The organism is Lacinutrix sp. Bg11-31 (assembly GCF_002831665.1).
In the GTDB taxonomy this organism is placed as follows: Bacteria; Bacteroidota; Bacteroidia; order Flavobacteriales; family Flavobacteriaceae; genus Lacinutrix.
In genome coordinates this window covers 1,614,450-1,632,569 of the sequence record NZ_CP025118.1, presented here as the reverse complement: position 1 = coordinate 1,632,569, position 18,120 = coordinate 1,614,450, and the positions used below count along the sequence as shown (strand labels likewise).

Here is an 18,120-nt window from a genome sequence, read left to right as displayed (position 1 = left end):
TTTAAATTTTATTTCCGTGAAAACGGAAATCTGTTCGACATTTAGTTTAGAATTACTAGTATAACTATAAAGTTAATTTTTTTATTGCTTGATAAAACCAACTTTAACGAGACATTAACAACACAAATAAATTTTCAATACACTATATTTGTCGTAGTAAAACGCAGTTAATGACACATACTTTTTATAAATACCAAGGCACAGGAAACGACTTCGTTTTTGTAGATAATCGCGAAGAGTTATTTAATAAGGATAACACCAAATTAATTGCGCATTTGTGCGATAGACGTTTTGGAGTTGGAGCAGACGGCTTGATTTTGTTAGAAAACGATTCTTCTTCAGACTTTAAAATGGTTTATTTTAATGCAGATGGAAACGAAAGTACCATGTGTGGAAATGGTGGACGTTGTATTGTCGCTTTCGCGGAAATGCTAAACATCTTTAATAAAGAGACAACATTTAATGCTATTGATGGTTTGCATGAAGCAACTATTGAAAACGGATTTGTAAAGCTGAAAATGCAAGATGTAGACACTATTGAAGTTTTCGATACTCATGCCTTTTTAAATACAGGCTCTCCACATCACGTTGCTTTAGTAGAAAATATAAAACAATTTGATGTTAAAAATGAAGGTTCTAAAATACGATATGGCAGTCCTTATAATCAAGAAGGTACGAACGTTAATTTTGTAGAGCAAATAAATACTGAAACATTTGCAGTTAGAACCTACGAAAGAGGAGTAGAAGATGAAACGTTATCTTGTGGAACAGGAGTTACAGCAGTTGCTTTAGCAATGCATAATACAGGAAAAACAAATACTCAAGAAGTTGCTCTAAACGTAGAAGGAGGAAAACTTAAAGTGTCTTTCGAGAAAACTGTTAATGGTTATAAAAATATTTGGCTTCAAGGTCCTGCAACATTAGTTTTTAAAGGTGAAATGGAATGGTAACATTAAAAGGGGAACATACCTATTTACGTGCTTTAGAGCCTGAAGATTTGGAGTTTATTCATACTATTGAAAACGACGAAATCATTTGGGAGCTAAGTAGTACGGTATCACCTTATTCTAAGTTTTTAATTAAAGAATATTTAGAGCATTCGCATAAAGATATCTATGAGGTTAAACAATTACGTTTAATAATTTCAGATTATAACGATAATGCCATTGGACTAATAGATGTTTTCGATTTCGATGTTAAAAATCGTCGTGCAGGAATAGGGATATTAATTCATAATACTAACAATAGAGCTAAAGGTCATGGAAAAGAAGCTCTAGCTTTGCTATCTAATTACTGCTTCACGCATTTAGATTTGCATCAATTATATTGTAATATTTCTGAAACTAACGAAGCAAGTATTAAGCTTTTCGAAAACCAAGGTTTCAAAAAAATAGGATTAAAAAAAGACTGGAATTTCCAAAACGGAAAATACCTTAACGAATATTTATACCAACTCATTAAATAATGTACATTAAAAAAATACTTGGAGCAATCGCAATAATAGGCATAGCTGTGGCAGCTTACTTCGCTTACTTTATCTATGGAGCAATGTTAAAACCTAACACCGCTTTTAATAATGAGGAAGCTTATATTTTTGTGCCAACCAATGCAAAGTATGCAGAGGTTAGAGAGCAATTAGAACCTTTATTAAAAGACATCGACAAATTCGATGCGCTTGCTGAGCAGAAAAAATACAATACAAACATTAAAGCTGGTCGTTTTGTTATAAAAAAGGACATGAGTAATAATGATATTATTAACTCTATTAGAAGCAAAAATGTACCATTAAAAATAGCGTTTAACAATCAAGAACGTATTGAGGATTTGGCTGGACGTATTGCTTTTCAAATAGAAGCAGATAGTTTGTCGCTTATTAATGCAATGAAAGATGAAACGTTTTTAAATAAAAACGGCTTCAATAACGAATCGGCATTATCAATGTATATTCCTAATAGTTATGAAATATACTGGAATACTTCTGCCGAAAGTTTTAGAGATAAAATGTTAAAAGAATACCAAAGGTTTTGGAATGCTTCTAGAAATGAAAAAAGAAAAGCACTAAACCTATCTATTAATGAAGTGATGTCTATAGCTGCTATTGTTCATAAGGAAACGGCAAAAGTAGATGAGCGTCCAAGAGTTGCTGGTGTTTATTTAAATAGAATAAGAAAAGGTATGCCATTACAAGCAGATCCTACAGTAATTTATGCAGTTAAAAAGCAGTCTGGAGATTTTAACCAAGTTATAAAACGTGTATTGTATAAAGATTTAGAAATAGATTCTAGGTACAATACTTATAAATATAGAGAGCTTCCACCAGGTCCTATTTTTATGCCAGATGTGTCTGCAATAGATGCTGTATTAAATTCGGAAAAGCATAGCTATATCTATTTTGTTGCTAATGTGCAAAACTTTGGTTATCATAAATTTGCTAAAACATTATCGCAACATAATGCCAATAAGCAAGAATATGTACGTTGGATAAATAAGCAAGGCGTTAATAGATAATAGTGAAGCGCCTTCTACTATATCTGTTTTTTTTTAATGTATCACTTTCTGTATTTGCACAGCATGGCAACTTCTTTAAGCCAAGCGACACTTTAAATACCAAAAGACGAAATGCAGTAGTTCTTTCTGAAGCTGCTATTGGAGGTTTAACACTTTTAGGTTTAAATCAACTTTGGTATGCAGATTACAAGCGCTCTAAGTTTCATACAATAGACGATAATAACGAGTGGCTTCAAATGGATAAGTTTGGTCATGTGTTCTCTTCTTATCAATTAGGGAAGTTTGGTGCTCAAACTTTAAATTGGAGTGGATCAAGCAAAAATGACCAATTATTATATGGTGCAACTTTAGGTTTCGCGTTTCTTACAGCTGTTGAGGTATTAGATGGTTTTTCTAGTGAATGGGGATTTAGTTGGGGAGATTTTGCTGCGAATACTACTGGTGCAGGTTTGTATGTTGGTCAAGAATTACTTTGGCAAGAGCAACGTATCGTCATGAAATACTCTTTTCATCGTACTAAATATGCTTCGCTAAGACCAGGGAAACTAGGTGATGGCTTACTAGAAGAAGCTTTAAAAGATTATAATGGACAAACCTATTGGCTTTCAACTAATGTAAATTCCTTTTTTAAAAATAGTAAAATACCAAAATGGCTAAATGTAGCTATTGGCTATGGAGGAGAAGGCATGTTGTCTGGTAATGAGGGGCTTATTGTTAATAACACGTTGATAAAACAAAACAGGCGTCGTCAATTCTATTTAAGTTTAGATGTAGATTTGACAAGAATTAAAACCGACTCTGATCTATTAAAGTTAGTTTTCAGCGTTTTTAACAGTATAAAAATTCCATTTCCTACTTTGGAATTCACCGGTAAAAGTAGCGTAAAGCTCCACTCTATCTACTTTTAAGTACAGTTAATCGATTGGTTTTCAGAGTTAAATAAAATGTTGTACATTTGCACTCGAAATTTTAGGCACGCTATTTGTTTAGTAGCTGTTTTTAAAAAATCAAATGAATATGAATAAAAAAAGTATTGCAAAGTTAGTTTCATTAGCGTTTACAATATGTATTTTAATTATAGTATCGCTATCAAACAATTCTAATATCAAAGAGTATGCTCTGTTAGAAGACGACACTATTGAAGTTCAACAATTGGACAATACAATAGTTCAAGAAAAAACCGTAAGTGTATCTTCTATTGGGTATAAAAATGTTTTTTCTCCAGAGTTAGGTAAATCTTTCACTGGTTTTAAGGAGAAACTAGGTTTTAAAGAATCTCAAAACGATTATTTTAGAGTTAATACTTTGGGTTATTTAGGAAAATACCAATTTGGTAGAAGTACTTTAGAACTAATTGGTATTAATGATACAAAGCACTTTTTAAATACTCCAGAATTACAAGAGAAAGCATTTATTGCAAATGCTGAACGTAACAAATGGGTATTAAGAAGAGATATTAAGCGTTTTGTAGGCAAAAGTATTAATGGTATTGAAGTAACAGAATCTGGAATATTAGCAGCTGCACATCTTGCTGGTCCAGGAGGTGTAAAAAAATACTTAAGAAGTTACGGTTCTAATGGTTTTGAGGATGCTTACGGAACATCTATTAAAAACTACATGAAACGTTTTCAAGGTTACGATACATCTAGAATTATAGCAAACAAAAAAGCAAAAGTATTAATTAACGTTTAGTTGATATTCAATTTTAGCTTTTATGAATAATAAATAACGTTGGTCTTTTATGAAGGTCGACGTTATTTCTTTTCCAATCGTTTGCAGACATTGTTTTTATATACTCTGAAGGCAATGTAATATCGCAAGCCACACAAATGTCTGTATTACCATTTAGGGTATTACACAAATCTTCTAAAAATTTATTGTTTCTATACGGTGTTTCAATAAACAGTTGAGATTGGTTGTGCTCGTAAGATAAGCGCTCTAAGCGTTTAATCTCTTGTTTGCGTTCACTTTTATCTATTGGTAAATAGCCATTAAAAGCAAAGCTCTGACCATTCATTCCAGAACTCATCATTGCCATTAATATAGACGAAGGTCCAACCAATGGAACTACCTTGATATCGAATTCATGAGCTAATTTAACGATGTCGGCTCCTGGATCTGCAACACCTGGACAACCTGCTTCAGAAATTAAACCGACATTTAAACCTTCTTTACAAGGCTCTAAATAGGTTGGTAACTCACTAATGTCTGTAAATTTGTTTAATGGAAACAGTGTTAGGCTTGATTGCTCTTTATTAGGGCAAATTTTCTTGATGTCGCGTCTAGCTGTCTTTTCGTTTTCAACAATAAAAATATCTATTTGCTCAATGGCATTTTTTACTGTTAATGGTAAAACGTTTAAAGGATCTGTGTCGCCTAATGTTGTTGGAATAAGATATAGTTTTCCGTAAGTGTCGTTCATTTATTTAATAAGTAGTTTTTTTATTGTTTTTGAGCCATTAATATCTAATGTTTCAATAAAGTATAATCCTTTTGAATAATCTTTGGTTGAAAAGCTAAAGCTTTCAGATGCTAAGTTATTAAAAGTTTTTATTTGTTGTCCTAAACTGTTTTTAATTGAAAGTGTTTCAATATTAGAAAAAGTTGCACCAAAATTAACCGTTACTTCTCCATTTGATGGATTTGGAAATATTTTAAATTGAGCAGCTAGTTCTTCATCTGAAACGCTTAAAGTAGAGTCTGATATTTTATAAACAGCATTGCCACCAACTACATATAACTCTCCTAAATTATCTTCACCAAAACTAACCCAAGATAAATTAATATTGGGTAGTTGCCAGGACATAGTCCAATTACCTCCACTTTCGGTTAGTAATCCAATTTCTCCACTACAATAATCGGCAAATAAATATTTACCTATTATATTAGAATATTGGCTGCCTCTATAAACATAGCCACCAGTTATAGAGCATCTAAAACCATTAGGTCCATTGCCATAATTGTATTCGCTTACAGGAATTTTAGTAGAAGACATTGGAGGACAAGAACTTTCGTTATTATAATTATTTGCGCCTTCAAAACATCTCCAACCATAATTGTCTCCAGGAGTTCCAGAGCCTACAGATTTATTGATTTCCTCGTAAGAACTTTGTCCAACATCTGCAATCCATAAATCTCCATTGTTTTTGTCAAAAGACATTTTCCAAGGGTTTCTTAAACCAATCGCGTAAATTTCTGGTAAGCCACCAGTTGTTGCATAAGGATTTGTAGTTGGAATAGTATAGGTAGTACTACTAACATCTAGTCTTAATAATTTACCAAGTAGTGTGTTTGTGTTTTGTGAACGATTTCCAGGATCACCACCAGAACCACCATCTCCAGTGGAAATGTACAGAAAACCATCAGTGCCAAATGCTAATTTTCCACCATTATGATTATTATATGGCTGAGGGATTGTTAATAATATAGTTTCTGTTGTGTTTGCTATATTAGGATTACTACTAACAGTATATCTTGCTACAATTGTATTGGGTGTTTGCGTGCTAGAATCATCAGTGTAATTAACGTAAAAACGTCCAGAAGTAGCATAGTCTGGATCGAATGCGAGACCAAGTAAACCGCGTTCTCCACCAGAACCAACACTAGCACTTATGTTTAAAAAAGGTGTAGCATTTACAGTTCCATCATTATTTAATATTTTAATTACGCCGCTCTTTTCAACGACGAATAGTCTGTCGTCTTCAGTATGAGCTATTTCTACAGGGTCATTAAAATTATTAGCAAATTGAGTTAATTCTATAGTTTGAGAGAATGAGAAGATTGAGAAAAAACAGAATAGGAGCAATGCGTATATTAATTTCATAGTCATCGTTTTTAGTAAAGTTAATGAAAAAAGATACTCTATATACGAATCTATTTTACTGTTTTAGTTTTTTTGCTATCACATTACAAGCTTTATCTAGCATATTAAAAACATCATCAAATCCAGAATCGCCACCGTAATATGGATCTGGAACTTCTAAATTTTTGCTTGGATGACTTTCGTTTAGAATAAGCTTAACTTTTGCAATGTCTTCTACATTGCGTGCCATTTTTATAACATTTTCAAAGTTAGATTTGTCCATGACGTAGATATAATCATATGTTTCAAAATCTTCAACTATAAATTGTCTGCCATGTTGGTTGGAAATATCTAAGTTGTTTTTTTTAGCTACAGCGACAGAGCGTTTATCTGGCAAGCTACCAATATGGTAATTACTTGTTCCTGCAGAATCTACCTTGAAAGCTTCAGTGTCTAATTTTGAATCTAAAATACCATGAGCTAGTGGTGAGCGACAGATGTTTCCGAGGCATACCATTAAAATTCTAATCATAATTTAGGATTTTTTAGACAGACAGCTTTTTTGTCAAATCTTCAACATACTTTCTAAACTGCTTATCTGTAGAAGATAAATTATCAACCGTTTTACAAGCATGCAAAACAGTTGCATGATCACGTTTTCCAATTTGAGAACCAATACTGGCTAAAGAAGCTTTCGTCAGTTTTTTAGCAAAAAACATGGCTAATTGTCTTGCTTGTACAATGTGACGTTTTCTAGTTTTAGATTGAAGTGTATCTACATCCATTTGGAAATAATCTGATACCACTTTTTGTATGTAGTCTATAGAAACCTCTCGTTTTGTGTTTTTTACAAACTTTTCAACAACTTGCTTCGCTAGTTCTATGTTTATTTCTTTTTTATTAAAAGACGATTGTGCTATTAAAGATATAATTGCACCTTCCAGCTCACGAATGTTCGATTTAATATGCTTAGCAACATATTCTATAATATCATCAGGCATTTCTACACCATCACGATATAATTTGTTTTTTAGTATAGAAACACGAGTTTCAAAATCTGGTGTTTGTAGCTCCGCACTTAATCCCCATTTAAAACGGGAAAGTAAACGTTGCTCTATATCTTGCATATCTACAGGAGCTTTGTCACTTGTTAAAATAACTTGCTTCCCATTTTGGTGTAAATGATTGAAGATATGGAAGAATACATCTTGTGTTCCAGACTTTCCAGATAAGAATTGTACATCATCAATAACTAAAACATCTATTAATTGGTAGAAATGGATAAAATCGTTTCTATTGTTCTTCTTAACAGAGTCTATATATTGTTGTGTAAATTTTTCAGCAGAAATATATAAAACTGTTTTTTCAGGATATTTATCTTTTATGTCAACACCAATAGCGTGTGCTAAATGTGTTTTTCCTAGTCCAACACCACCAAATATTAATAATGGATTAAAAGAAGTGCCACCTGGCTTTGCTGAAACAGCTAAGCCAGCACTACGTGCTAAACGGTTAGAATCACCTTCTAAAAAGTTATCGAAATTATAGTTTGGATTAAGTTGAGATTCTATTTTTACATTACGAATTCCAGGTATAACAAATGGATTACGTAATTCTCTATCCCTATTTTTTAAAGGAACATCTACATCTTGAGATTTAACAGCAGAGCGATTAGAACTTGGAATTCTTTCTGTAAAAGGTTGTTTATTACCATAAGTGTTTTCCATTTTAATAATGTAAACCAGTTTAGCAGTTTCTCCTAATTCTTTTGTGAGTGCAACTTTTAAAATTTTAACATAATGCTCTTCAAGCCATTCGTAAAAGAATTTACTAGGCACTTGAATGCTTAAAGCATTATCTGTAAGCTTCACTGCCATGATCGGTTCGAACCAAGTTTTATATGCTTGAGGTTGAATATTGTCCTTTATAAAATTAAGACAGTTATTCCATACCGATTGCGCAGTTATACTCATTGTTAAATTTTTGTGTTTTTTGTTAGTTATTTACAGACAAAATATAGGGACATTAGCTATCTGTATTGTGCATGGCAAATATGTGAACAAAAAACTTAAAAAAAAAATGATTTGCTATTGAATTATTAGTTTTTTTTCCTCATACTGACAACTCAAACGAAACTACAGGAAATAATTCACAAATTATATATGAAGAAAGATAAAATTGATATAAGAGTACGTTATGCTGAGACTGATCAAATGGGCGTAGTTCATCATGGAAATTATGCATTATATCTAGAGATAGCTCGTATTGAGTGGTTGAGGAAATTGGGTATTTCTTATAGGAAAATGGAAGAAACAGGAGTTGGTCTTCCTGTGGTGTCATTAAGTGTAAAATATAAGAAATCTATTAAATATGATGACGTAATTACCGTTATAACAATACTTAAAAATGAGCCTTCAGTTAAGGTTGAGTTTGACTTCGAGATACTGAATGATTTAGGACAAATTCTATCAACTGCAAATGTGGTTTTAGTTTTTGTAGATTTAAAGACAAATAAACCAACAAGACCGCCGGAATATTTTTTAAAAGCTCTAAAAAAATAAATTCCGAATTATAAAAATTAGAATTTTATAAAAATAAATAAGTTGAGAAAGTAAAAATTTTAAGCTTTTTATTGAAATTTTAAGATTCAATCTCTTTTATTGAAACTTTATATATAGACTCGAATATTTCTAATATTGTGTATGCCTCTTTTTTTCTAACCGAAATAGTAATCTCGCAATCCAATTCTAATTTCTGATTGGTAATGTTTAAATTCTTTTCTTTAATAACGCGCATCACTTTATTCATTAATTCGTATTCGAATTTTATTAGAAAGTCAATATTAATGGTTAGCTCTTTTATTTTAGAAGCTTCTAAAGCCAATTGCGCTCCTGTTTTGTAGGCACTAATTAAACCACCAACACCTAACTTTACGCCTCCAAAATAACGAACAACAACTATTAATATATTGGTAACTTCAAACGATTGTATTTGACCATAAATTGGCATTCCTGCACTATTATTAGGTTCTCCATCGTCGTTTGCGCGATAGGTTATAGAGCTTTCTTCTTTGCCAATCTGGTATGCATAACAAAAATGTCCTGCTTTTTGATGTTGTTTTTTTAAATCTTCAAGATAATCTTTCACATTATCTTCGTTTATTATAGGAAAAGCATAACTATAAAACTTGGAGTTTTTATCCTTAAAAAGTACCTCTTCCGAAGGTTTTATAATTGTTTTATAAGTGTCGTTTATGCTTTCTTCCATTATGCCAAAGTTACTAATACTATCGAGAGTATCGCGATTGCTATACCTGACCAATTTTTAATGCTTAGTTTTTCTTTAAAAAATGCCAATCCTATTAATGTAGAAAGCATAACTATTGCGACATTGTTTATTGTGAAAATGTTTGAACTTTCAAAACTATCGACTTGTAATGCTTTTAGCAGCATATATATTGAGTAGTAATTTACGATACCTAAAATAATACCTCCAAAAACACTTCTCAAATCTAATTTTAATTTCCCTTTTATCGCTTCCGCGGAAATAATAACGATACCAATTATGCCAGCAATAGCAAAAATGGTTGCCGAAAATATTGGAATACCATTTTCCGAAACATAAGTGGTTTCAATATATTTTATTGAAGTATCAATAGTTCCCGAGCCAAAGAAAAGTAAAATTGGAAGCCATAAATTCTTAAGACTCACTTTGCCTGTTTTAGCTTTTACAGACGTTAAATAGACAGCAAAAAGGGCTAATAATATGCCTATGGTTTTTAAAATACTTAAGCTTTCATTATAAGCATACAGTCCAAAAAGTATTGGAATTACAACACTCATTTTACTTGCAACAGAAGCAACCGATAATCCGTTGCGTTGTGCTGTTAATGCCATGACGTTAAAAATAGTGATAAAAAGGAAGCCTAGAAAAAGGGCTCCGTAAAACCAGTCTTTATTAATAACTTCGTTAACGCTTAATGTCTCTGTAGAGCTTACGATGCCAGTAATAAAAGCAGTAAAATAATTAATAACAATAGCTTGAAGTGTGTTAATTTTGTATTTTCCAAATAGTGTGAAAATTACAAATATAAGAGTAGAAGCGAGGATGCTAAGTAATAGATAAATCAAAAAATATTTCTTTTAATGGTGAATAAGTCTACGATATCTTCTGTTTTTGGATCGTTATTCCAAACGTTAATTCCAAGTTTTGCTGCGGTTTCTGTATTTTCTAAAGTGTCGTCTATAAAAAGGCAATCTTCAGGTTTTAGTTTGTTTTCTTTTAATACAAATTCAAAAATATCTGCATTTGGTTTTCTTAGCATAATTTCATGAGACAAATAAAATTTGTTGAAAGCAGCTTTAAAATCATCATAAAAAGGAATGTGTTTTTTTATACATTCTATATGTAGATCGTTTGTGTTACTTAATAAAATAAGATTGTATTTTTTGTCTTTTGCTAATTGCTCTATAAACGCTAATCTTTTTGGTGGGAAATCGCAAATTATAAAATTCCAAGCCTCAATAATTTCTTGTTTCGATAATTTTGGGAAGTTTTCACGATAGAAATCTATAAATTCATCTGTAGACAATAGACCTTGCTCGTAAAGTGCGTTTATTGCTATTAAATCTTCAGAAAGTTCTTCCATTTCAAATAATTCTAAAGCATTTGCCATTGCACCTTCTTTATCAAGATTTATAAATACGTCTCCGAAATCGAATATTATTGTTTTTATCATAATTAGTTTTAAGTCGCTTTGAGTAATTTTTTTGAAGCATGGAAAAAATGAATCTAGAAGTCTTTAAGAGGTTCTCGATAAAATTCTGATCAAAAAAAATCAGAATCACTCGAACTGATAGCTGTTTTTGTAAATTCTTAATGTGTCTTCTAATATTTTTTCTTTAGTAATTAATGTTTCTGAAAATTTCGGCGCTTTCACGCCATCATTAAAATCAATTTTGCCTTTAAATATTCTAGCTTCATCCCAAAGACCTTCATCTATAAAAAGCTGAAGTGTTTTTGCGCCTCCTTCAATTATAATAGAATTGATACTGTTTGTAAATAACGTATCGCAAATACTTTTAGCAGTATTTTCTTTTAATAGAATAGTTTCGGCTTCATAATTAAATACCGAAAGATGCTTTTGTAGTTTTTCATTTTTATCTAAAACCACACGAATAGGATTGTTACCAGTCCAATCTCGAACGGTTAAACTAGGATTGTCTTGCAAAACAGTATTTGCACCAACCAAAATAGCTTGTTCTTCTGCTCGCCATTTATGGACTAATTGTCTCGATAATTGGTTTGTTATCCAAACTGGTTTTTGTTCGTCTCTAGAAGTAGGAGCAATAAAACCATCGCTAGTTTCTGCCCATTTTAATATAATATAAGGACGTTTTTTATTGTGAAAGGTAAAAAAACGTTTGTGGTGTGCCTTGCATTCTTTTTCTAAAACACCAATTGTAACATTGCAACCAGCTTCCATTAGTTTTTTTATGCCTTTTCCAGCAACTTCAGGATTATCATCTACGCAGCCAATAACGACGTTTGGTATTTTGTGGTGTAATATTAAATCGCTACAAGGAGGTGTTTTTCCATAATGAGAGCAAGGTTCAAGTGTAACGTAAATAGTGCTTTTTGCTAAAAGCAATTTATCTGTAACGGATTTAATAGCATTAACTTCGGCATGATTACCACCATATTTGCTAGTAAACCCTTCTCCAATAATTTTATTGTTATGTACAATTACAGCGCCAACCATTGGGTTTGGGCGTGTTGTGCCTAATCCGTTATTTGCAATTTGTATTGCGCGTTGCATGTATATTTCGTGAGTAGTCAATATTATAGTTTAATCTTTACATCTTCAATTTCATCCACATCGTATTTATGCGAAAAACCAAATACTTTATATTTAATCACACCTTTATATTGCACTTTCATAGATTTATTAAGCATACTACTTAAAACACTACTCAGATTATTAAGGTTTAATAATTTGTTAGTTGGAATATTTGCCGATAATGGAATAGAAAATTCCTTTTTAGAAGGCACATCGAACTCCTTAGAAGAGACAGTTGCAACTTCAATATCGTTTACAGTAATTGTAATGCCTTCAGTTTCTAATTTTCCGCCAACGCTATTTGGATTGTTAAAAAAAGCATCAGCAGTTAGTATTATAAATTCTGAATTAGAATCTGCAACTTCAATATTTTCTACACGTAAAAATTCTGGTTTTTCTTTAATCGAGCAACTTAAAAAACAAACTGTAATTGTTAATAAGATTATGAGTTTCTTCATCTTGAAATTTTTTAATTTGTTTGGTATTACTGTATCTTCAACCTTTAAATACTGGGTAAAAATACTATAATATCGTGAGTAATAATAATATTGTAATAAGAGAAATTAAAGCGGAAGATAATGCTCAGATTGAAAGTGTTATACGTGCCGTTTTTATTGAGTATAAGCTGCCATTAGTTGGTACAGCATACGCAGATAGCGAAACACCTAAAATGTTTGAATCTTATAGTAAAACAAGAGAAGCATATTATGTGGTTACTGTAGATGGTGTTGTAGAAGGTGGAGGAGGTTTAAAACCTTTAAATGGAATGGAGGACGATGTTTGCGAAATTCAGAAAATGTATTTTTCGTCGAAAGTTCGTGGCAAAGGTTATGGTAAAAAGATGTTTTTAAAATGTTTAGAAAAAGCGAAGGCTTTAGGTTTTAAGCAATGTTATTTAGAAACAATTCCAGAGTTAAAAGAAGCTATTCATATATACGAAACTAATGGTTTTAAGCATTTAAATGCACCTTTGGGAGAAACAGGACATTTTAACTGTGGTATTTGGATGATTAAAGATTTATAAATTAAGAAAAGAATAAACAGAGATTGTGTTAGTAAAAGACTTAGAAAATATATTTCATGAAACCTTAGATGCAATCTACGGTAAAGAAGAAGTGACTAGTTTCTTCTTTTTGTGTACAGATGCTTTTTATAATATTACACGTTTTGCATTGGCATTAGATAGAGATCTGTCTATTACAAAAGAAGAGCAACAACCTATTTTTGATGCTTTAGAAGCTTTAAAGAATGAAAAACCCATTCAATACATTTTAGGCGAAACAGAATTTTATGGTTTACCATTTAAAGTGGATGAGAACACACTAATTCCAAGACCAGAAACGGAAGAATTAGTACAATTAATTATCGATTGTCATTCAAAACAAAGTGAAGAATCTCAACCTTCAATATTAGATATTGGTACAGGAAGTGGTTGTATTGCGATTTCGTTAGCTAAAAACATTGGTAATGCACAGGTTTATGCAATGGATGTTTCCGCGAAAGCGATAAAAAAAGCAAAAGAAAACGCTGTTTTAAATAAAGTAGAAGTTGAGTTTATTGAAGCAGATATTTTAAATATTTGTCATTCCGCACTTGATGCGGAATCCACTTTTAATGTTATTGTATCTAATCCGCCATATGTACGTAATCTTGAAAAAGCAGAAATACAAAACAACGTATTAAATAACGAACCACATTTGGCTTTGTTTGTAGAAGATGATAATCCGTTATTATTTTATAAGGCAATTACTGAATTTGCTGTTGGGAAATTGAAAGAAAACGGACAACTATTCTTCGAAATTAACGAGTATTTAGGACCAGAAACGAAAATTCTAGTTGAGACTTTCGGGTTTAAAAACGTAGAAATAATTAAAGATTTATTTGGTAAAGACCGAATGATAAAAGCAGATAAATAATGAAAAGCATAGCAGTATTTTGTGGCGCAAGCATGGGAAATGATGATACAATTATTTCTGAAGCTTATGCTTTAGGTAAAACATTAGCGCAACAAAACATTACTTTAGTTTATGGTGCCGCCAAAATTGGTATTATGGGAACGGTTGCTAATGGAGCACTTGAAAACAACGGAAAGGTTGTTGGGATTATTCCTGATTTTTTAAAGACAAAAGAAATTGTAAGTGAAGGCTTAACAGAATTAATTGTAACCAGTAATATGCACAATCGTAAAGTGAAGTTATACGAGAAAAGCGATGGTTTTATAGTTATTCCTGGAGGTTTTGGTACAATGGACGAGTTTTTCGAAATATCAACTTGGGGACAGTTAGGGTTGCATACCAAACCTATTGGTATTTTAAATACTAGTGGTTATTACAGTGCGTTAATTTCTCAATTTAAAACAATGGTAGAAAAAGGGTTTTTAAAACAAGAAAATTTAGATGCTGTTGTTGTGGATAATACTATTGGTGGTTTGTTAAAGAAAATGAATAATTATGTGCCATTGCCAGCGCCAAAATGGTTAGATGTTTCTAAACTATAGGTTATGCAAAAGTTTGGTTTTGTTCTCGTATTCGTTTTCTTTTTTCTGAGTTGTAAAAAACAGAAAGAAGAGCAATTGCAACATGTTGAAGTTCCTGTGAAAGCAAAAACAGAGAACACAATTCCTGAAAAAACTCACGATTTTTCGTCTATACCTAAAGACACCATATTTGTTACTGGAAAGTATATTATTTTTACAAGACCATCTGACAAAGAATTCGAAATATTAAAAGAAGAAGAAGGTATTAATGAGGTGGATTCAGATTTTGGAGTGTATTCTTCCAAAGTAGTAGATTCGTTACAATCAACTTATAAAATAACAACTACTAGTAAGCGTATTATTGGTATTGTAAAACCTAATGACACCATTTATATCGATAGATTATCGCCTAAAGCAAGAGTGAGTCGAGATCCAATTCATTACTCTGCATTTTTAGTGTTTAACGATTATTTTTCAATCTATTCTAATGTTTATACAGATGGTGCTTACTATGGATTTATTAGAGACTATTATAATACAGTGCGTTTCGAAAAACCAATTGCAAATAAATATGTAATATCAAGAAATGGATTGAATATTAGGCAAGAAAACGGAACTGTAGATGGTAAATATAATAATGGAGATTTAGTTAATATTATAGGTTATACAGATGAAGTTATTGAGGTTGAAGATGAAGGAAAAATAATAAAAGGACGTTGGGCAATTGTACAATGGAGAGATGGAGGTACAACTTTAAAACGGTATGTGTTTGAAGGTTTTTTAGGAAATTTAGAAGATGTTATTATTTATGAAGATCAAATTTGTGTTGGTTCTAAACTTTCTGAAGCTACCAGGTATAATATAAAAGAAGCAGATATAGAATGTCTAACAGAGTATTTAGATTTTGAAGTGATTTCTAAAGCTAGTTTTAATGCCCTAAAATCTATTAAAAATGAGTTTTCAACTATTAACCCAGCAGTATTAATAAAAGATAACGAAGATAAAACTCAAGACATTACACTTCCTATTAAAGACAGTGTAATTGTATATAAAAGTAAAGTAGGTTACAGTAATGCTACACATGGTTATTATGGAGATATCGATTTTTTAAATCAATATTTAATGCATCATGTGTACCCAAAGGCAGAAGATGCTTTTTTTAGTTTTGTAGACAGAAGTACAGGCAAGGAGACCTATTCGTTTGCAGATTATCCTTATGTTTCATTAGATAAGAAAAAGATTGTTTCTTTTACATTCGATGTTTATGAAGAACAGTTTTTTATTGAAATTTATAAAATAAATCAAGATAAGAGCATCGTTTTAGAAAATGCTTTTTATTTTGTGCATTGGTTAAAAACCCATCAAAATGAAGTGAAGTGGATTTCGAATACAGAATTTGCAATAGAGATTGTAAATCAGAATATTTGGAATGGCAGTGCCATTAAAAATCCTCAATATTTAAAAATTAAATTAAAAGAATAGAGTAGTGGATAATATTAAAACTAAAATTGAAGCACTTCGTGTTGAGTTAAGAGAACACAATCATAATTATTACATTCTCGATAACGCAACCATTAGCGATTACGATTTCGATATAAAATTAAAAGAACTTCAAGCTTTAGAAGAAGCACATCCAGAGTTTTATGATGCGCATTCACCAACTTTACGTGTTGGAGGAGAAGTGACCAAGAATTTTAATACCATTGTTCATAATCATAGAATGTATTCTTTAGATAACTCTTATTCTTTGGAAGATTTACAAGACTGGGAAACTAGGGTTAAAAAAATGATTGATGGCGATGTTAGTTATACTTGCGAATTAAAATACGATGGTGCCTCAATAAGTTTAACCTACGAAAACGGTAATTTATTACGAGCAGTAACTCGTGGAGATGGTTTTCAGGGTGATGAGGTTACGGCAAATATTAAAACTATTAAATCTGTGCCTTTACAATTAAAAGGCGATTATCCTGCAAAATTTGATATTCGTGGCGAAATTGTTTTGCCTTTTGATGGTTTTATTAAAATGAATGAAGAGCGCGTTGCTAATGACGAAGAGCCTTATAAAAATCCAAGAAATACAGCGTCGGGAAGTTTAAAGTTGCAAGACAGTGCAGAGGTTGCAAAAAGACCTTTAGAGTGTTTGTTGTATAATTTAACAGGTGAGAATTTAGGTGTTCAAGATCAATTTGAAGGTTTAGAAAAAGCTAGACAAATGGGATTTAAAGTGCCAAATGAAGCACGTTTATGTAATTCTATAGATGAAGTTTTTCAGTTTATAAACCATTGGGATAAAGCAAGACACGATTTACCTTACGAAACAGATGGAGTAGTAGTAAAAGTGAATAATTTATACCAGCAAGAAGAATTAGGCTATACTTCTAAAGCGCCACGTTGGGCAATGGCTTACAAGTTTAAGGCAGAACAGGTTTCTACAAAATTAAAAGAGATTACTTATCAAGTTGGAAGAACAGGAGCCATTACTCCAGTTGCAAATTTAGAACCTGTAGAATTAGCAGGAACTATAGTTAAACGAGCTTCTTTGCATAATGCAGATCAGATTGAAAAATTAGATATTAGAATTAACGATACTGTTTTTGTGGAAAAAGGAGGAGAAATTATACCTAAAATTATAGCTGTAGATTTATCTGAAAGACCTTTAGATTCTCAGCCAACACAATATATTACAGAATGTCCGGAATGCCAAACACCTTTAGAGCGTTTGGAAGGTGAGGCAAAACATTTTTGTCCGAATTATAATGGCTGCAAACCTCAGGTTGTTGGGAGAATTCAGCATTATATTTCTAGAAAAGCTATGGATATTGAAGGTTTAGGTGGTGAAACTGTTGCGCTTTTAGTAACCGAAGGTTTGATTACCAATTATGCCGATTTATATACGCTTACCAAAGAGCAAGTAATGCCTTTAGAACGTATGGCAGAAAAAAGCGCAGATAACTTGATAAATGGTATCGAGGCATCAAAACAAATACCATTTGAACGTGTGCTTTTTGGAATAGGTATCCGTTTTGTTGGTGAAACTGTTGCTAAAAAATTAGCAAAGCAGTATAAAAGTATAGATGCTTTAGCAAGTGCTTCAATTGAAGATTTAGAAAAAGTAGACGAAATAGGAATTAGAATAGCCCAAAGTGTGGTTGCCTTTTTTGCTTCGGAAGAAAATGTAAACGCTATTCAGCGTTTAAAAGATTGTGGAGTGCAATTGGAAATCTCAGCAGATAAATTAGCAAACCAAACAAACAAATTAGAAGGAAAAGCTTTTGTGGTTTCTGGTGTGTTTACGCAAGTTTCTAGAACAGAACTAAAAAAACTAATTGAAGACAATGGTGGAAAGAACGTAAGTTCTATTTCTTCTAAAACAGATTATGTGGTTGCAGGAGATAAAATGGGACCAAGTAAAAAGGAAAAGGCAGAGAAGTTAAATGTGCCTTTGCTTTCTGAGATTGAGTTCTTGGCTCTGTTAAAGTAGGCTTGTATTTG

20 protein-coding genes are annotated in these 18,120 nt (G+C 31.8%); 11 read left to right on the top strand and 9 right to left on the bottom strand.

Annotated elements, in window-relative coordinates:
* The first annotated feature begins 170 nt into the window (after nucleotides 1–170).
* The 5 genes from dapF to CW733_RS07260 all read left to right on the top strand — a co-directional run bounded on the left by dapF (nucleotide 171) and on the right by CW733_RS07260 (nucleotide 4,200).
* On the top strand, nucleotides 171–950 hold the full coding sequence (dapF, locus tag CW733_RS07280; protein ID WP_100996571.1) for a diaminopimelate epimerase: 780 nt from the start codon (nucleotides 171–173) through the stop codon (nucleotides 948–950).
* Nucleotides 944–1,465 (top strand): GNAT family N-acetyltransferase, encoded by a 522-nt coding sequence (locus CW733_RS07275; protein ID WP_100996570.1) that lies wholly within the window; start codon nucleotides 944–946, stop codon nucleotides 1,463–1,465. Before dapF ends, CW733_RS07275 begins: the two co-directional genes overlap by 7 nt.
* Nucleotides 1,465–2,508: an endolytic transglycosylase MltG gene (gene mltG / locus CW733_RS07270; RefSeq protein WP_100996569.1), complete on the top strand. Its 1,044-nt coding sequence runs from the start codon at nucleotides 1,465–1,467 to the stop codon at nucleotides 2,506–2,508. The genes CW733_RS07275 and mltG overlap by 1 nt, the downstream gene beginning before the upstream one ends.
* Before the next feature lie 2 nt (nucleotides 2,509–2,510).
* Complete coding sequence (locus CW733_RS07265; RefSeq protein ID WP_100996568.1) at nucleotides 2,511–3,416, top strand: DUF2279 domain-containing protein; 906 nt, start codon at nucleotides 2,511–2,513, stop codon at nucleotides 3,414–3,416.
* 109 nt (nucleotides 3,417–3,525) lie between these two features.
* Complete coding sequence (locus CW733_RS07260) at nucleotides 3,526–4,200, top strand: peptidoglycan-binding protein LysM (protein ID WP_100996567.1); 675 nt, start codon at nucleotides 3,526–3,528, stop codon at nucleotides 4,198–4,200.
* 13 nt (nucleotides 4,201–4,213) lie between these two features.
* Here CW733_RS07260 and CW733_RS07255 read toward each other — a convergent pair whose 3' ends face one another.
* From CW733_RS07255 to dnaA, 4 genes are read right to left on the bottom strand one after another with little or no spacing between them, the layout of a single operon-like run.
* A complete protein-coding gene (locus CW733_RS07255) occupies nucleotides 4,214–4,930 on the bottom strand; it encodes an SAM-dependent methyltransferase (RefSeq protein ID WP_100996566.1) in 717 nt (238 codons plus the stop codon).
* Entirely contained in the window at nucleotides 4,931–6,331 is a 1,401-nt protein-coding gene (locus CW733_RS07250) for a PQQ-dependent sugar dehydrogenase (RefSeq protein WP_100996565.1), read from the bottom strand. It lies immediately after the preceding gene.
* A gap of 55 nt (nucleotides 6,332–6,386) precedes the next feature.
* Complete coding sequence (locus CW733_RS07245) at nucleotides 6,387–6,842, bottom strand: low molecular weight protein-tyrosine-phosphatase (RefSeq protein WP_100996564.1); 456 nt, start codon at nucleotides 6,840–6,842, stop codon at nucleotides 6,387–6,389.
* A gap of 13 nt (nucleotides 6,843–6,855) precedes the next feature.
* The gene (gene dnaA, locus CW733_RS07240; protein WP_100996563.1) at nucleotides 6,856–8,283 is read right to left on the bottom strand and encodes a chromosomal replication initiator protein DnaA; all 1,428 of its coding nucleotides are present in this window, start codon (nucleotides 8,281–8,283) and stop codon (nucleotides 6,856–6,858) included.
* Between the two features lie 189 nt (nucleotides 8,284–8,472).
* Here dnaA and CW733_RS07235 point away from each other — a divergent pair, with 189 nt between their 5' ends.
* Nucleotides 8,473–8,871: a thioesterase family protein gene (locus CW733_RS07235; protein WP_100996562.1), complete on the top strand. Its 399-nt coding sequence runs from the start codon at nucleotides 8,473–8,475 to the stop codon at nucleotides 8,869–8,871.
* 79 nt (nucleotides 8,872–8,950) lie between these two features.
* Here the strand turns inward: CW733_RS07235 and CW733_RS07230 are convergent, their stop codons facing one another.
* From CW733_RS07230 to CW733_RS07210, 5 genes are all read right to left on the bottom strand, one after another.
* Nucleotides 8,951–9,577, bottom strand: a complete 627-nt coding sequence (locus CW733_RS07230) for a YigZ family protein (protein ID WP_100996561.1) — start codon at nucleotides 9,575–9,577, stop codon at nucleotides 8,951–8,953.
* A complete protein-coding gene (locus CW733_RS07225; RefSeq protein ID WP_100996560.1) occupies nucleotides 9,577–10,440 on the bottom strand; it encodes an EamA family transporter in 864 nt (287 codons plus the stop codon). The genes CW733_RS07230 and CW733_RS07225 overlap by 1 nt, the downstream gene beginning before the upstream one ends.
* Complete coding sequence (locus CW733_RS07220) at nucleotides 10,437–11,048, bottom strand: HAD family phosphatase (protein WP_100996559.1); 612 nt, start codon at nucleotides 11,046–11,048, stop codon at nucleotides 10,437–10,439. The genes CW733_RS07225 and CW733_RS07220 overlap by 4 nt, the downstream gene beginning before the upstream one ends.
* Before the next feature lie 105 nt (nucleotides 11,049–11,153).
* Nucleotides 11,154–12,149 carry a bifunctional diaminohydroxyphosphoribosylaminopyrimidine deaminase/5-amino-6-(5-phosphoribosylamino)uracil reductase RibD gene (ribD, locus tag CW733_RS07215; RefSeq protein ID WP_198520118.1) on the bottom strand — a complete coding sequence of 332 codons (996 nt, stop codon included), beginning with the start codon at nucleotides 12,147–12,149 and terminating at the stop codon, nucleotides 11,154–11,156.
* Nucleotides 12,150–12,151: 2 nt separating this feature from the next.
* On the bottom strand, nucleotides 12,152–12,607 hold the full coding sequence (locus CW733_RS07210) for an LEA type 2 family protein (protein WP_055436497.1): 456 nt from the start codon (nucleotides 12,605–12,607) through the stop codon (nucleotides 12,152–12,154).
* Between the two features lie 74 nt (nucleotides 12,608–12,681).
* On the opposite strand from CW733_RS07210, the gene CW733_RS07205 reads away from it, so the two are divergent.
* Genes CW733_RS07205 through ligA form a run of 5 tightly spaced genes read left to right on the top strand, consistent with a single transcriptional unit; the run spans nucleotide 12,682 to nucleotide 18,109 of the window.
* A complete protein-coding gene (locus tag CW733_RS07205; RefSeq protein ID WP_100996557.1) occupies nucleotides 12,682–13,173 on the top strand; it encodes a GNAT family N-acetyltransferase in 492 nt (163 codons plus the stop codon).
* A 25-nt stretch (nucleotides 13,174–13,198) separates the two neighbouring features.
* Nucleotides 13,199–14,065, top strand: a complete 867-nt coding sequence (gene prmC, locus CW733_RS16535) for a peptide chain release factor N(5)-glutamine methyltransferase (RefSeq protein ID WP_198520117.1) — start codon at nucleotides 13,199–13,201, stop codon at nucleotides 14,063–14,065.
* On the top strand, nucleotides 14,065–14,646 hold the full coding sequence (locus tag CW733_RS16530; RefSeq protein ID WP_198520116.1) for a TIGR00730 family Rossman fold protein: 582 nt from the start codon (nucleotides 14,065–14,067) through the stop codon (nucleotides 14,644–14,646). The genes prmC and CW733_RS16530 overlap by 1 nt, the downstream gene beginning before the upstream one ends.
* A 3-nt stretch (nucleotides 14,647–14,649) precedes the next feature.
* Complete coding sequence (locus tag CW733_RS07195; RefSeq protein ID WP_100996556.1) at nucleotides 14,650–16,107, top strand: hypothetical protein; 1,458 nt, start codon at nucleotides 14,650–14,652, stop codon at nucleotides 16,105–16,107.
* 4 nt (nucleotides 16,108–16,111) lie between these two features.
* The gene (gene ligA, locus CW733_RS07190) at nucleotides 16,112–18,109 is read left to right on the top strand and encodes an NAD-dependent DNA ligase LigA (RefSeq protein WP_100996555.1); all 1,998 of its coding nucleotides are present in this window, start codon (nucleotides 16,112–16,114) and stop codon (nucleotides 18,107–18,109) included.
* The last annotated feature ends 11 nt before the right edge of the window (nucleotides 18,110–18,120 follow it).

Bases quoted from the DNA above. Each gene is read 5' to 3' on its own strand.
- dapF (WP_100996571.1), top strand. From the start codon at position 171: ATGACACATACTTTTTATAAATACCAAGGCACAGGAAACGACTTCGTT.
- CW733_RS07275 (WP_100996570.1), top strand. From the start codon at position 944: ATGGTAACATTAAAAGGGGAACATACCTATTTACGTGCTTTAGAGCCT.
- mltG (WP_100996569.1), top strand. From the start codon at position 1,465: ATGTACATTAAAAAAATACTTGGAGCAATCGCAATAATAGGCATAGCT.
- CW733_RS07260 (WP_100996567.1), top strand. From the start codon at position 3,526: ATGAATAAAAAAAGTATTGCAAAGTTAGTTTCATTAGCGTTTACAATA.
- CW733_RS07255 (WP_100996566.1), bottom strand. From the start codon at position 4,930: ATGAACGACACTTACGGAAAACTATATCTTATTCCAACAACATTAGGC.
- CW733_RS07250 (WP_100996565.1), bottom strand. From the start codon at position 6,331: ATGAAATTAATATACGCATTGCTCCTATTCTGTTTTTTCTCAATCTTC.
- CW733_RS07245 (WP_100996564.1), bottom strand. From the start codon at position 6,842: ATGATTAGAATTTTAATGGTATGCCTCGGAAACATCTGTCGCTCACCA.
- dnaA (WP_100996563.1), bottom strand. From the start codon at position 8,283: ATGAGTATAACTGCGCAATCGGTATGGAATAACTGTCTTAATTTTATA.
- CW733_RS07235 (WP_100996562.1), top strand. From the start codon at position 8,473: ATGAAGAAAGATAAAATTGATATAAGAGTACGTTATGCTGAGACTGAT.
- CW733_RS07230 (WP_100996561.1), bottom strand. From the start codon at position 9,577: ATGGAAGAAAGCATAAACGACACTTATAAAACAATTATAAAACCTTCG.
- CW733_RS07220 (WP_100996559.1), bottom strand. From the start codon at position 11,048: ATGATAAAAACAATAATATTCGATTTCGGAGACGTATTTATAAATCTT.
- CW733_RS07210 (WP_055436497.1), bottom strand. From the start codon at position 12,607: ATGAAGAAACTCATAATCTTATTAACAATTACAGTTTGTTTTTTAAGT.
- CW733_RS16530 (WP_198520116.1), top strand. From the start codon at position 14,065: ATGAAAAGCATAGCAGTATTTTGTGGCGCAAGCATGGGAAATGATGAT.
- CW733_RS07195 (WP_100996556.1), top strand. From the start codon at position 14,650: ATGCAAAAGTTTGGTTTTGTTCTCGTATTCGTTTTCTTTTTTCTGAGT.